The sequence below is a fragment of the Pleomorphomonas carboxyditropha genome, assembly GCF_002770725.1.
In the GTDB taxonomy this organism is placed as follows: domain Bacteria; phylum Pseudomonadota; class Alphaproteobacteria; order Rhizobiales; family Pleomorphomonadaceae; genus Pleomorphomonas; species Pleomorphomonas carboxyditropha.
Map to the genome: position 1 here is coordinate 1 of NZ_NQVN01000047.1, position 12,409 is coordinate 12,409.

Here is a 12,409-nt window from a genome sequence, read left to right on the forward strand (position 1 = left end):
TGGTCTCGACCGGGCCGAGGTCGTTGATGCCGACAACCTCGATGTCATTGCGGCCGGACTCGACGATCGCGCGCAGAACGTTACGACCGATACGACCAAAGCCGTTGATGGCGACCTTTACTGCCATTGTCTGTCTCCTGATGCAGAGGCGGGCATCTTCCGGCCCGGTCCTCGTTTGGGATGGGGACGGCCCGGCGGGTTCCGGACCGCGACCCCAACTTTCCTCGCCCGCGGGAGCGACGGCGGCCGCCGTCCCCGCCGGGCAATGTCGTCAGCTCAGCTTGACCGAGGCCAGCTCGGCGATGCGGCTCGCGGAAATGCCGAACTTCTCGTAGAGCAGCTCGATCGGCGCCGAGGCGCCGAAGCCGCTCATGCCGACGAAGATGCCGTCCGAGCCGATGATCTCGTCCCAGCCCATGCGCAGGGCGGCTTCGACGCCGACCTTCACCTTGGCGACGCCGATCACCTCGGCGCGGTAGGCGTCCGACTGGGCGCGGAAGTTCTCGAAGCTCGGCACCGAGACGACGCGGGTCGGATGGCCGGCGGCGTCGAGCAGCTTCTTGGCGTCGAGGGCGATGGCGACCTCGGAGCCGGTGGCGAAGATCGACACTTCCGGCAGGCCCTCGGCGGCCGCCACCTCGTAGGCGCCCTTGGCGACCTTGTTGTCGGCGCTGACCTCGAAGCGGACGGCCGGCAGGTTCTGGCGCGACAGCGCCAGCGTCGTCGGGCCCTTCTTGTGGGTGAGCGCGAACTCCCAGGCCTCGGCCGTCTCGTAGGCGTCGGCCGGGCGGATCACCGTCATGTTGGGGATGGCGCGTAGCGAGGCCAGGTGCTCGATCGGCTGATGGGTCGGGCCGTCCTCGCCGAGACCGATGGAGTCATGGGTCATGACGTAGACGACGCGCTGGTGCATCAGCGCCGACAGGCGCATGGCCGGGCGGGCGTAGTCGGAGAACACCAGGAAGGTGCCGCCGTAGGGGATGAAGCCGCCGTGCAGGGCGATGCCGTTCATGGCGGCGGCCATGCCGAACTCGCGGATGCCGTAGTGGATGTAGCTGCCCTTGTAGTCGGGCGCCTTCACCGCTTCCTGGCCCTTGGTCTTGGTCAGGTTGGAGCCGGTGAGGTCGGCCGAGCCGCCGGCCGTCTCGGGGAGGGCGGCGTTGACGACCTCGAGGGCCATCTCGGAGGCCTTGCGCGAGGCGACCTTCGGCAGGTCGGCGACCAGCTTGGCCTTGTAGGCGGCCAGGGCGTCGAAGAAGGCGGTCGGCAGGTCGCCGGCGATGCGGCGGTCGAACTCGGCGCGCGTTTCGGCGTCGAGGGCGTTGTAGCGGGCGAGCCAGGCGTCGCGGTCCTTGGCCGAACGCTTGCCGGCGGCGCGCCAGTCGGCGAGGATCTCGGCCGGAACCTCGAAGGGCAGGTAGGGCCAGCCGAGCTTCTCGCGGGCGCCGGCGATCTCCTCGGCGCCGAGCGGGGCGCCGTGGACGGCGTGGGTGCCGGCCTTCTTGGGCGCGCCGAAGCCGATGGTCGTCTTGGCGGCGATCAGCACCGGCTTGTCGGAGGTCTTGGCGCGCTCGAGGGCGGCGAGGATCGCCACGGGATCATGGCCGTCGATGGCGTCGGTGTTCCAGCCGGCGGCGCGGAAGCGGGCCGGGATGTCGCCGCTCTCGGAGACCGAGATCGGGCCGTCGATGGAGATGCCGTTGTCGTCCCAGATCAGCACGAGCTTGTTGAGCTTGAGATGGCCGGCCAGCGAGATCGCCTCGTGGCTGATGCCTTCCATCAGGCAGCCGTCGCCGCACAGCACGTAGGTGTGGTGGTCGACGAGGTCGTCGCCGAACCGGGCGTTGAGCATGCGCTCGGCCAGCGCGAAGCCGACCGACATGGCAAGACCCTGGCCGAGCGGGCCGGTGGTCGTCTCGATGCCCTGGGCATAGCCGTATTCCGGATGGCCGGCGCACTTGGAGCCCCACTGCCGGAACGACTTGAGGTCGTCCATGGTGATGTCCTCGACACCGATCAGGTGGAGGACGGAATAAAGCAGCATCGAGCCATGACCGGCCGACAGGATGAAGCGGTCGCGATCGGGCCAGGCGGGGGCGGCGGCGTCGAACTTGATGACGTCGCCGAAAAGAACAGTGGCGATGTCGGCAGTGCCCATCGGCATGCCGGGGTGGCCGGACTTGGCCTTTTCGACAGCATCCATCGCCAGAGCGCGGATGGCGTTGGCCATATTCTTGTACCGGGCAGAGTCAGTCATTGTTATTTCCTGACAGGATTTGGCCGGAAACTCCTTGGGCGAGCCAAACGACGGACAAATACGTATCTTCCGGCAGACACGCCACGCCATTACGTCTTTCGGCTAAAGCGGCCGATCAATAGCAGGGCGGTGTCATCTGTCAATGACAACCGGCCCCCGCCAAAGCGCTGGCGGGCCAAAAAAGGGGAAAGCTGGTATTTTCCCAGATCGCTCCCCCAACGGACCGTTGTCAGGTCTCACTGTTTATGGCAACCAGACCTGAGAGACCGTCTTGAAATTCTACTCCGGCGGCCGTCTGACGCGACTTTCCGCGCTTCCGGTGCTCACGGACCTTGACGTCCGCTCCGCTCCGGTTCTCGAAAGCCGCGCCAGCCGACTCTCCGGCAGCGAATTTCAAGACGATCTCTGACAAGCGATGAATTCTCCGGCCGATTTTCCGTCGTCCCGGTGGAGCATCCGGAGGCGGTCATGGCCGGAGCGGCGTCTTTGGACGCGGCCTTTGAAAGGCTCGACCAGGCGCTCTCGCGCCTGGAACTTGCGGTGGAGCGGCGGCTAGCCGGCGAGCGCACCATTTCCGGCCTCGAGGACGAGTTGTTCCGCCTCGGGGAGGACCGGTCGCGCCTTGCCGGCGACCTCGACGACGCGCTCGCCCGGGCCGGCCGGCTGGAGGACGCCAACCGCGAGGTGTCGCGCCGCCTGGTCGCCGCCATGGAGTCGATCCGCTCCGTTCTCGATACCCACGGAGGCTGACACCTTGAGCCAGGTGACGGTGACGATTGCCGGCAAGACCTACCGCATGGCCTGCGACGACGGCCAGGAGGAGCATCTCTACGGTCTCGCCAGCCGCCTCGACGCCATCCTCAACGAGATCCGCGGCGTGTTCGGCGAGATCGGCGACCAGCGGCTGACCGTGATGAGCGCCATCACCGTGCTCGACCAGTTGTCGGAGACCGAGCGCAAGCTGAAGGGCCTCGAGGCCGAGGTGCGGTCGCTGCGCGAGAGCCGCGACGCGCTGCTCGAACGGCAGGGCGAGGTGGAACGCCGCCTCGCCGAGAAGGTGGCCGACGCCGCGGCCCGCATCGACGCCGCCGCCGAGAAGATGGTCTGATCCCCGCCAGTCCGCTCCGCCGGAATGTCCGCCAACCGCCGGACGCACATGGGCTTTCGTCTACTGGTGGCAGCCGCGGATTCAGGGCACCTTCAATACGGGTTTGCGGCTCGAAACGGTCTTCATGGTCCATGCAGGCGATGCAGGGCTGATGCGGCGAAAGCACCGTTGCCTCGCTACGGATAATTCCATATATGGGGCCTGACAGGATTTTTCGGAGGAATTACATGGCGAGCCACGAGTCGACAGCCGAAGATCGGGGCGTCAGCGCCTGGAAGGTGCTGGCGGCGATGGTCGTGCTCCTCGTGGTCGGTATCGGTGCGGTGGCGCTGTTCGGCTACCCCGCTCTGATCGTGCTTGCCCTGGCTGGAACGGCGGCGATGCTGGTCATCCTGGTCGCCATCTCGGCCGGTCGGTAACGGATACTGCGATCCGCGCAGCGACTTGGGCGGCGGGCCTTCCTGCCGCCCTTCTTTTTTGCCCGGAATCCCGCCGGCAATGCGGCCGGAAATTTTGTCCGTGCGGGGCTCTTTGCCGGATCACCGGTCTCGCCTATATAGGAACACGTGGCGTAACTGCGCTTCTCGTTAGGAATCAATATCCCCGGGGCCTTAATGATCCTGAAGGGAGCTGTCCCCGCCCGAACCCGTGGGTTTGGGCACACGGCGCCCACCTACGTTGTAGGTTTCCCGGGATCACACTTCCGACGGTCGTTCGCGGTCGCCACACCTTTCGCATGTCCCTGCCGCGGAGCCGCCGCGTAGCTTTGGGCGACATGCCTGAACCGTCTCCCCTGATTTCCGGAGGCTTGCCATTCCCATCGACGCCGCCTCCGATCTCCCCCGCGCCCTCGTCGCCGCCGAGAAGACGCGCGTGCGCAAGCTGGCGCTCGCCCGCCGCGACGGGCTCGACGCCGTGGCGCGGGCGGACGGGTCGGCGGCCATCTCGGCGGCGGTGCTCGAGCTCGACCTTAAGCCCGGCTGCGCGGTCTCCGCTTTCCTGCCGATCCTGAGCGAGGTCGATCTCGGCGAGGCCATCGCCGGGCTCGACGGGCGCGGCCATCCGGTCGGCCTGCCGATCATGGTGGAGAGCGGCCTCGTGTTCCGCCGCGTCCGGCCGGGCGACGACCTGCTGCCGCTCGGCTTCGGCACGCGCGGTCCCGGCTCCGCCGCCCCCGAAATCGTGCCGGACGTTCTGCTGATGCCGCTCACCGCCTTCGACCGGCGCGGCGGCCGCGTCGGCTATGGCCGGGGCTTCTACGACCGCGCCGTCGCGGCTTTGCGCGCCGCCGGCCGTTTTCCCCGCTTGATCGGCATCGCCTTCTCGGTGCAGGAAGTGGCAGCGGTGCCCATGGAGCCCCATGACGCGCCGCTCGACATGATCGTCACCGAGCGGGACGTCTTCCGCTTCGCCTGACGCCTTCGAGAGGACGTGGGGGAGAACGCCGGACAATGCGACTGCTGTTCGTGGGAGACGTGGTCGGCCGCTCGGGCCGCAATGCCATTTCCGACATCCTGCCGGGCCTGATCGCCGACTACGCGCTCGACCTGGTGGTGGTCAACGGCGAGAACGCCGCCGGCGGCTTCGGCATCACCGAGGAGATCTGCCAGGACTTCCTCGACGCCGGCGCCGACGTGGTGACCACCGGCAACCATGCCTGGGACCAGCGCGAGGCGCTGGTGTTCATCGAGCGGCAGCCGCAGCTCTTGCGGCCGGCCAACTATCCGCCGGGAACGCCGGGGCGCGGTGCCACCGTCGCCATCGCCCGCAACGGCGCCCGCGTGCTGGTGGTCAACGTCATGGGCCGCGTCTACATGGACGCGCTCGACGATCCGTTCGCCGCCGCCGACCGCGAGCTCAACGCTTGTCCGCTCGGCAGCATGGTCGACGCCGTGGTGGTCGACATGCACGCCGAGGCAACATCCGAGAAGCAGGCGATGGGCCACTATCTCGACGGCCGGGCGTCGCTGGTGGTCGGCACCCACACCCACGTGCCGACCGCCGATCACCAGATCCTCGACGGCGGCACCGCCTATCTGTCCGACGCCGGCATGACCGGCGACTACGACAGCGTGCTCGGCATGGAAAAGGACGAGCCGGTCAATCGCTTCCTGCGCAAGATCCCGACGGCGCGCTTCCAGCCGGCGCTGGGCGAGCCGACGCTGTGCGGCGTCGCCGTCGAGGTGAGCGACGCCACCGGTCTCGCCGAGGCGATCGGGCCGGTCCGCATCGGTGGCCGCCTCGCCGAAGCTTTGCCGACGTTTTGGTGAGCGCCCCGGCTGGATTTAAGGCCAACAAACGCCTATAAGGCGCCCCATTCGTGGATTTGTGCCGTGATCGATGGTCGCGGGAGGCGTGTGCATGCGCCCCGCGCCCCTTCGCGGTTCCCTCAGGAGGCACTATGGCCGGTCATTCACAGTTCAAGAACATCATGCATCGCAAGGGCGCGCAGGACGCCAAGCGGTCGAAGATCTTCGCCAAGCTCGCCCGCGAAGTCACCGTGGCGGCCAAGATCGGCGGCATGGATCCGGCGATGAACGCCCGCCTGCGTCTCGCCATCCTCAACGCCCGCGCCGAGAACATGCCCAAGGACAACATCGACCGGGCGATCAAGAAGGCGGCCGGCGCCGACACGGAGAACTTCGACGAAGTGCGCTACGAGGGCTACGGCCCGGGCGGCACCGCCGTCATCGTCGAGGCGCTGACCGACAACCGCAACCGCACCGCCTCGGTGGTCCGCTCGGTGTTCACCAAGGCCGGTGGCGCGCTGGGCGAAACCGGCTCGGTCGGCTTCATGTTCGATCGCCTGGGCGAGATCAGCTATCCGCTGACGGCCGGCTCCAACGACGCCGTGCTGGAAGCCGCCATCGAGGCCGGCGCCGACGACGTCGAGTCCGACGAGGAAGGCCACTTCATCTACTGCGCCTTCGAATCGATGGGCGAAGTGACCAAGGCGCTGGAAGCCGCGCTGGGCGCCGCCGCGTCGATCAAGTCGGTCTGGAAGCCGAAGACCACCTCGAACCTCGACGAGGAAAAGGCGATGAGCCTGATGAAGATGGTCGACCTGCTGGAAGACGACGACGACGTGCAGAACGTCTACACCAACATGGAAGTCTCCGACGAAGTGGCGGCCAAGCTCGCCGGCTGAGGCTGACCGCGCGTTTCGGGCAGTTCGGCCCGCCGTCGCCTCCGGGTGGCGGCGGGCTTTTTGTATGGGTGTGGTGCGGGCAGGGGCGCCCTATATTTCCGTCGCGCCCTCTTCGGCCCGAGGTCCTACGCCTGCGCGTAGGATGACAATCTATGGGAGGCGATGCGCTCGGCGATGATGGCATGACAGGAACGTTCGCACACCCGGGAATTTGCCTCGGATACCAGTGCGCCGACCTATTGCTTTGTTCCCCATATATAAAGCCGTCATCCTCGCGCAGGCGAGGACCTCAGGCAGGATGGAGCAATCGGCCGATATGGCGCTCCAGCAACGCTGGGGCGCCTGATACATCCCTCATCACCTTCTCGTCCCGAGGTCCTCGCCTTCGCGAGGATGACAATCTATGGGAAGCGATGCGCTCGGCGATGAGTATCAGCCTATGTAACTGTTTTGTATATATAAATCTGTCATCCTGCGCGTAGGCGCAGGACCTCGGGCAGGATGGGGCGAGAGGCAAATATAGGGCTCCTCAAGCAATCCGGCCCGATTACCCCTCTCCCTGATCCCTCTCCCACAAGGGGCGAGAGGACGCGGTGGGGATCTACCCATCATTGGAAAGTTCGGCTTGCCCGGAAAATGGGTCGGCATCTCCCATCGTCCCCTCGCCCCTTGTGGGAGAGGGACCAGGGAGAGGGGTATATTCGCAGCGGCATCGGAGAGGCGGCGCGCCTGTTTCCCTTCGTGCTATCCTTTCCCCCGGAGGTGCGAGATGAGCGAAGAGGGACATTCCGGCGGCTGCCAGTGCGGGCGGGTGCGTTTCCGCGTCGACGGGGCGCTCGGGCGAGCCAGCATCTGCCATTGCCGGATGTGCCAGAAGGCTTTCGGTTCCTTCTTCGGGCCGCTGGTGTCGGCGGCCAACGATCGCCTCGCCTGGACGCGCGGCGGTCCTACGTGGTTCCGGAGCTCCAACAAGGTGCGGCGCGGCTTCTGCAATCACTGCGGCACGCCGCTCGCCTACGATTGGGGCGGGCCGGCGCTGGAGCTGGCGATCGGCGCCTTCGACGACCCGGAAGCCGTGCCGCCGACCATTCAGGTCGGGCTCGATCACCGGATGAGCTGGTTCTCCCGCCTTGCCGACCTGCCGGCCCGGCCGCCGGCGGAGCAATCGGAGGTCGATCGCTTCCAGGCGGATATCGTCTCCTTCCAGCATCCCGACCGGGACACCTGACACCGCTACTATTTTCAACCACCTGACTTGCCTGCCTTATTCCGTCATCACGGAAATGTTCACGCCGGGGCTCTAGGCACGGAGCGCAGCGGCCAGTAGAAATGCGCGCATATACCCCTACTTTCCGATCATTCCTCTCCGGTCCCCAGCGTCCCGCCAGGAGCAGCTTGATGCCCAGCCTTTTCGATCCAGTCCGCCTCGGCGCCCTCGAGCTCCGCAATCGCATCGTCATGGCGCCGCTGACGCGTTCGCGCGCCACCGACGACCGCGTCCCCAACGATCTGATGCGCATCTATTACGAGCAGCGGGCGTCGGCCGGCCTCATCCTGACCGAGGCGACCATCGTCACGCCGAAGGGCGCCGGCTATGCCCGGACGCCCGGCATCTATTCCGATGCCCAGGTCGAGGCCTGGAAGCCGATCACCGAGGCGGTGCACCGGCGGGGCGGCAAGATCGTCATGCAGCTCTGGCACGTCGGCCGCATCTCCGATCCGTCGCTCATCGACGGCGACCTGCCGGTGGCGCCGAGCGCCATCCAGCCGGCCGGCCACGTCAGCCTGCTCCGGCCGGTGCGGCCCTACCCGACGCCGCGTGCCCTCGACATCGGCGAGCTGCCGGGCATCATCGAGGCCTACCGCAAGGGCGCGGAGAATGCCCGCGAAGCCGGCTTCGACGGCGTCGAACTCCACGGCGCCAACGGCTACCTGCTCGACCAGTTCCTGCAGGACAAGACCAACCATCGCACCGACGCCTACGGCGGCCCGGTCGAGAACCGCGCCCGGCTGATGCTGGAAGCGGTGGACGCGGCGATCAGCGTCTGGGGCGCCAGCCGCGTCGGCCTGCATCTGGCGCCGCGCGGCGACAGCCACGACATGGGCGACAGCGATCCGAAGGCCACCTTCGGCTACGTCGCCCGCGAGGCGGGCAAGCGCGGCCTCGCCTTCATCTTCACCCGCGAGCACCTCGGCGACGATCGCCTGACGCCGCACCTCAAGGAACAGTTCGGCGGCGCGCTGATCGCCAACGAGGGCTTCACCTTCGATGAGGCCTCGGCGGAAATCGCCGCCGGCCGGGCCGACGCCGTCGCCTGGGGCAAGGAGTTCATCGCCAACCCCGACCTCGTCGAGCGCTTCCGGGCCGGCGCGGCGCGCAACCCGCTGGTGCCGGAAACCATCTACTCCGATAGCGCCACCGGCTACACCGACTATCCGGCGCTCGATCCCGCCGTGGCCTGATCGGCGGGTTCATCTCTCACAGAACGCAAGCGCTCCGCGGCGAGACCGTCGCGGGGCGCTTCGTTTTAGCCGGCGGCGGCCAGGATGGCCTGCCGGTCTCCCATACCGTCGAGGTTGAGCCGAATGCACTGACCATCACGCGGCGGTCGTTTCAGCGCATTGCCGCCGCCGTCGACATCCAGCCGGCCAGCTTTCGCCAGGGCGCCGATGCGGCTGCGGGTGAGGCCGAGCTCGGCCGCCAGCAGGCGATCGAGACGCAGGCCGACCGGATGGGGCACAACGAGGGCGATCTCAACGCCCGTGGCGCCTTGATCGCCGCCGGTCACCAGCTTTTCGACATCCACCCTGTCGGACTGCAGGATCACCGGCGTCTTGCGGCGCAGGGCGCTGAGATCGAAGGCGAGGCGGCGGACGAAGGCGGGGTCGGCCGATCTCAGCGCGGCGAGGTCGCCGGGCGGCACGTCAGCCGCCAGGCGGCGCTCGAAGATCGGCCGGTTCCAGGTGCGATCGCAGCCGTCGCACTTGTAGATCAGCCAGGCGTCGAGCCGCTTGCCGTTGGCGTTGAGGCGGAGCTTGCCGCTTGGGTGGAACGGGCGATCGCCGCCACAGGCCGGGCAGGCGAAGACGGGGCGGGGACAATCGCGGGCGACGACGGTCCAGCGGACGGAAAGGCGGTCGGACATGCCGGGGTCTTCCTTGGAGGGAAGTCCAGCGGCATGGCGGACGAGGCCCGGCGGGGCGGGCGCGGCTTGGCGGATGCGCGGATCGGTTCAGGTGGCGTGCGGCGGGGCGCCGACGGCGGCAAGGCCAGGCCGGTCTCGATCCGCCACCCGATGGACATGAAAAACCGTTCGGAAGCCGGGGCTTCCGATGATGCGGGTGCTGCAGGATGAGACCGGCATTACGACGGCAAGGCGACGCCCCTCGATGTCCATTCAAACGGAGCGGCTGAATAGCACGGCCGGCGTCCTATGCAACCGGCAAGCCGGACGGGCGTCCGGCCGGTCCGGGCTTGTTGCAAGGATGCCACGATGGGAATAGCCATCCGATCCGTCTGTACAAACCATGAACATATGGATAGCGTGCCGTCATGACCACTGTCACGCGAATCATCGGCATCGATCCGGGCCTCAGGCGCACCGGCTGGGGCGTCATCGACAGCCTCGGCAATTCGGTGCGCTTCGTGGCGTCGGGCTCGGTCAATTCGGACGGCGACCTCGACCTCGCCTCGCGGCTCGTGCAGATCCACGACGGGCTCGACGCCGTGCTGCACCAGTACCAGCCGGACGAGGCGGCCATCGAGCAGACCTTCGTCAACAAGGACGCCGGGGCGACGCTGAAGCTCGGCCAGGCGCGCGGCGTGGCGCTGCTGGCGCCGGCCCGGCGCGGCCTGCCGGTGGCCGAATACGCGCCCAACGCGGTGAAGAAGGCGATCGTCGGCGCCGGCCACGCCGAGAAGGGGCAGATCCGCGTCATGGTCAAGGTGCTGATGCCGAAGGCGACCTTCGAGAGCGACGACGCCGCCGACGCGCTGGCCATCGCGCTGACGCATGCCCATCATCGCGGTTCGGTGGTGGGCCGGCTGGCGAAGCTGGCGGCCGGGTGACGAGGGAGGGCAGGGGCGCATGATCGGCAAGCTCAAGGGCGTGGTGGACAGCTTCGGCGACGACTGGATGATCCTCGACGTCAACGGCGTCGGCTATCAGGTCTACTGCTCGTCGCGCACGTTGCAGCGGCTGCCGAAGGCCGGCGAGGCGGCGACGCTTTCGATCGAGACCATGGTCCGCGAGGACCTGATCCGCCTCTACGGTTTTTCCAACGACATCGAGCGCGAGTGGTTTCGCCTGCTGATGACGGTGCAGGGCGTCGGCGCCAAGGTGGCGCTCGGCGTGTTGTCGGTGCTCGATCCGGGCCAGCTCGCCACCGCCATCGCCATGCGCGACCTCACCGCCATCGCTCGGGCGCCGGGCGTCGGCAAGCGCGTCGCCGAGCGCATCGCCACCGAGCTCAAGGACAAGGCGCCGGCCTTCGCCGACGCCGACCCGTCGGTGATCCGCGTCGCCGCCGACGTCGCCGAGGCGCGCGTCTCCGGGCCGGTGGCCGAGGCGGTGTCGGCGCTGGTCAACCTCGGCTATGCGCAGTTGCAGGCCGCCGCGGCGGTGCAGGCGGCGGCGAAGGCGGCCGGCAGCGAGGCCACCACCACCCAGCTGATCCGTCAGGGCCTGAAGGAACTGGCGCGCTGAGGCGCGGTTGTATCGTTGCGGCAAGGAACCATCCAATCGGGAGGCCGGCATGGCCGATGGCATCATCACAACGGGCAAGGTCGCGGTGATCACCGGCGCGGCGCGCGGCATCGGCCGGGCGGCGGCGCTGCGCTTGGCCGAGCGGGGCATGAAGCTGGTGCTGGCCGACGTGGCCGGCGGCGAGCTGGCCGCCACGGCATCGGCGGCGAAGGCGGCCGGCAGCCCCGAGGCGATCGCCGTGCCGACCGACGTCGGCGACCGCGCGGCGGTCGAGGCGCTGGCCGTCGCCGCCTTCGAGCGCTTCGGCGGCGTCGACCTGCTGATGAACAACGCCGCCATCGGCGAGGGCGGCGGCGTCCTCGAAAATCCCGACAACTGGCGCAAGCTGATCGACGTCAATTTCTGGGGCGTCGTCAATGGCGTCCAGACCTTCGTGCCGCGGATGATCGACAGCGGCAGCCCCGGCTACGTGATCAACACCGGCTCCAAGCAGGGCATCACCACGCCGCCGGGCAACGCCGCCTACAACGCCTCCAAGGCGGCGGTGAAGGTGGTGACCGAACAGCTCGCCCACGAACTGCGCGGCCGGGGCAGCCGGCTCACCGCCCATCTGCTGATCCCCGGCTGGACCTTCACCGGCCTGACCGCCGCCGATCCCTCGGCCGAGAAGCCGGCGGGCGCCTGGCACGCCGTTGAGGTGATCGACTTCATGCTGGCGGCGCTGGAGAAGGGCGACTTCTATATTCTCTGCCCCGACAACGAGACGCCGCGCCGGCTCGACGAGAAGCGCATGGCCTGGGCGATCGGCGACGTCATCTACAACCGCCCGGCGCTGTCGCGCTGGCACCCGGACCACAAGGACGCCTTCGCCCGCTACATCGAGGAGTGAGCCCGGCGGGGTTTGTAGGGGTGGTGGGAAGCCGCCGCTTTCAGGGGCGATCAGGAATGGGGGCGCCCTATATCGGCCGCTTGCCCTTTCCTGCCCGAGGTCCTGCGCCTTCGCGCAGGATGACAGAATTATATAATAGAAACAAAATGATAGAGTGTTCTCTGTTCTGAAGGTCACCGTACACGACTTGTCATATTTTGGGTCTGGCTTGAGGTTGATTTGGCGCGTTGTGTAACCAAGCGTCAGCGGCATTTTCCGGAGCGTTGCTGATCCAATTTCTGAGAGCGTCGAGACCGATGCG

General features: G+C 67.7%; 15 protein-coding genes and 1 other RNA gene. 13 read left to right on the forward strand and 3 right to left on the reverse strand.

The annotated features are described in order from the left end of the window. Both CJ014_RS26770 and tkt read right to left on the reverse strand, forming a co-directional pair. The coding region (locus CJ014_RS26770; protein ID WP_245427737.1) for a glyceraldehyde 3-phosphate dehydrogenase NAD-binding domain-containing protein at positions 1–127 on the reverse strand (127 nt) is incomplete at its 3' end. 144 nt (positions 128–271) lie between these two features. Next, the gene (gene tkt, locus CJ014_RS26775; protein WP_280952365.1) at positions 272–2,347 is read right to left on the reverse strand and encodes a transketolase; all 2,076 of its coding nucleotides are present in this window, start codon (positions 2,345–2,347) and stop codon (positions 272–274) included. Positions 2,348–2,725: 378 nt separating this feature from the next. Between tkt and CJ014_RS26780 the strand changes: the two genes are divergently transcribed. From CJ014_RS26780 to CJ014_RS26820, 9 genes are all read left to right on the forward strand, one after another. After that, a complete protein-coding gene (locus tag CJ014_RS26780) occupies positions 2,726–3,007 on the forward strand; it encodes a DUF4164 domain-containing protein (RefSeq protein ID WP_100083552.1) in 282 nt (93 codons plus the stop codon). A gap of 13 nt (positions 3,008–3,020) precedes the next feature. Further along, positions 3,021–3,365 carry a cell division protein ZapA gene (locus tag CJ014_RS26785; RefSeq protein WP_425351964.1) on the forward strand — a complete coding sequence of 115 codons (345 nt, stop codon included), beginning with the start codon at positions 3,021–3,023 and terminating at the stop codon, positions 3,363–3,365. A 227-nt stretch (positions 3,366–3,592) separates the two neighbouring features. Continuing rightward, positions 3,593–3,784, forward strand: coding sequence for a hypothetical protein (locus CJ014_RS26790; RefSeq protein WP_100083554.1), 192 nt, complete (start codon positions 3,593–3,595; stop codon positions 3,782–3,784). Between the two features lie 150 nt (positions 3,785–3,934). After that, a non-coding RNA gene (gene ssrS, locus CJ014_RS26795) (6S RNA) lies at positions 3,935–4,092 on the forward strand. A 146-nt stretch (positions 4,093–4,238) separates the two neighbouring features. After that, a complete protein-coding gene (locus tag CJ014_RS26800; protein ID WP_207765877.1) occupies positions 4,239–4,781 on the forward strand; it encodes a 5-formyltetrahydrofolate cyclo-ligase in 543 nt (180 codons plus the stop codon). A 35-nt stretch (positions 4,782–4,816) separates the two neighbouring features. Continuing rightward, positions 4,817–5,635: a TIGR00282 family metallophosphoesterase gene (locus CJ014_RS26805; protein WP_100083556.1), complete on the forward strand. Its 819-nt coding sequence runs from the start codon at positions 4,817–4,819 to the stop codon at positions 5,633–5,635. 131 nt (positions 5,636–5,766) lie between these two features. Next, on the forward strand, positions 5,767–6,513 hold the full coding sequence (locus CJ014_RS26810; RefSeq protein ID WP_100083557.1) for a YebC/PmpR family DNA-binding transcriptional regulator: 747 nt from the start codon (positions 5,767–5,769) through the stop codon (positions 6,511–6,513). Positions 6,514–7,282: 769 nt separating this feature from the next. Next, positions 7,283–7,741, forward strand: coding sequence for a GFA family protein (locus tag CJ014_RS26815; RefSeq protein ID WP_100083558.1), 459 nt, complete (start codon positions 7,283–7,285; stop codon positions 7,739–7,741). 170 nt (positions 7,742–7,911) lie between these two features. After that, the gene (locus CJ014_RS26820) at positions 7,912–8,976 is read left to right on the forward strand and encodes an alkene reductase (RefSeq protein WP_100083559.1); all 1,065 of its coding nucleotides are present in this window, start codon (positions 7,912–7,914) and stop codon (positions 8,974–8,976) included. Between the two features lie 65 nt (positions 8,977–9,041). Here the strand turns inward: CJ014_RS26820 and CJ014_RS26825 are convergent, their stop codons facing one another. Beyond that, positions 9,042–9,659, reverse strand: a complete 618-nt coding sequence (locus tag CJ014_RS26825; protein WP_100083560.1) for a DUF1062 domain-containing protein — start codon at positions 9,657–9,659, stop codon at positions 9,042–9,044. Between the two features lie 33 nt (positions 9,660–9,692). Here CJ014_RS26825 and CJ014_RS28005 point away from each other — a divergent pair, with 33 nt between their 5' ends. The 4 genes from CJ014_RS28005 to CJ014_RS26840 all read left to right on the forward strand — a co-directional run bounded on the left by CJ014_RS28005 (position 9,693) and on the right by CJ014_RS26840 (position 12,108). Beyond that, positions 9,693–9,869, forward strand: a complete 177-nt coding sequence (locus CJ014_RS28005; RefSeq protein WP_165791012.1) for a hypothetical protein — start codon at positions 9,693–9,695, stop codon at positions 9,867–9,869. A gap of 197 nt (positions 9,870–10,066) precedes the next feature. Then, positions 10,067–10,582, forward strand: a complete 516-nt coding sequence (ruvC, locus tag CJ014_RS26830; protein ID WP_100083561.1) for a crossover junction endodeoxyribonuclease RuvC — start codon at positions 10,067–10,069, stop codon at positions 10,580–10,582. A 19-nt stretch (positions 10,583–10,601) separates the two neighbouring features. Further along, on the forward strand, positions 10,602–11,219 hold the full coding sequence (gene ruvA / locus CJ014_RS26835) for a Holliday junction branch migration protein RuvA (protein WP_100083562.1): 618 nt from the start codon (positions 10,602–10,604) through the stop codon (positions 11,217–11,219). 49 nt (positions 11,220–11,268) lie between these two features. Beyond that, positions 11,269–12,108: an SDR family NAD(P)-dependent oxidoreductase gene (locus CJ014_RS26840; RefSeq protein ID WP_100083563.1), complete on the forward strand. Its 840-nt coding sequence runs from the start codon at positions 11,269–11,271 to the stop codon at positions 12,106–12,108. Positions 12,109–12,409 lie beyond the last annotated feature (301 nt).

Bases quoted from the DNA above. Each gene is read 5' to 3' on its own strand.
- CJ014_RS26820 (WP_100083559.1), top strand. From the start codon at position 7,912: ATGCCCAGCCTTTTCGATCCAGTCCGCCTCGGCGCCCTCGAGCTCCGC.
- CJ014_RS26805 (WP_100083556.1), top strand. From the start codon at position 4,817: ATGCGACTGCTGTTCGTGGGAGACGTGGTCGGCCGCTCGGGCCGCAAT.
- CJ014_RS28005 (WP_165791012.1), top strand. From the start codon at position 9,693: ATGGCGGACGAGGCCCGGCGGGGCGGGCGCGGCTTGGCGGATGCGCGG.
- CJ014_RS26825 (WP_100083560.1), bottom strand. From the start codon at position 9,659: ATGTCCGACCGCCTTTCCGTCCGCTGGACCGTCGTCGCCCGCGATTGT.
- CJ014_RS26810 (WP_100083557.1), top strand. From the start codon at position 5,767: ATGGCCGGTCATTCACAGTTCAAGAACATCATGCATCGCAAGGGCGCG.
- CJ014_RS26840 (WP_100083563.1), top strand. From the start codon at position 11,269: ATGGCCGATGGCATCATCACAACGGGCAAGGTCGCGGTGATCACCGGC.
- ruvA (WP_100083562.1), top strand. From the start codon at position 10,602: ATGATCGGCAAGCTCAAGGGCGTGGTGGACAGCTTCGGCGACGACTGG.
- CJ014_RS26780 (WP_100083552.1), top strand. From the start codon at position 2,726: ATGGCCGGAGCGGCGTCTTTGGACGCGGCCTTTGAAAGGCTCGACCAG.
- ruvC (WP_100083561.1), top strand. From the start codon at position 10,067: ATGACCACTGTCACGCGAATCATCGGCATCGATCCGGGCCTCAGGCGC.
- CJ014_RS26790 (WP_100083554.1), top strand. From the start codon at position 3,593: ATGGCGAGCCACGAGTCGACAGCCGAAGATCGGGGCGTCAGCGCCTGG.
- tkt (WP_280952365.1), bottom strand. From the start codon at position 2,347: ATGGCGTGGCGTGTCTGCCGGAAGATACGTATTTGTCCGTCGTTTGGC.
- CJ014_RS26815 (WP_100083558.1), top strand. From the start codon at position 7,283: ATGAGCGAAGAGGGACATTCCGGCGGCTGCCAGTGCGGGCGGGTGCGT.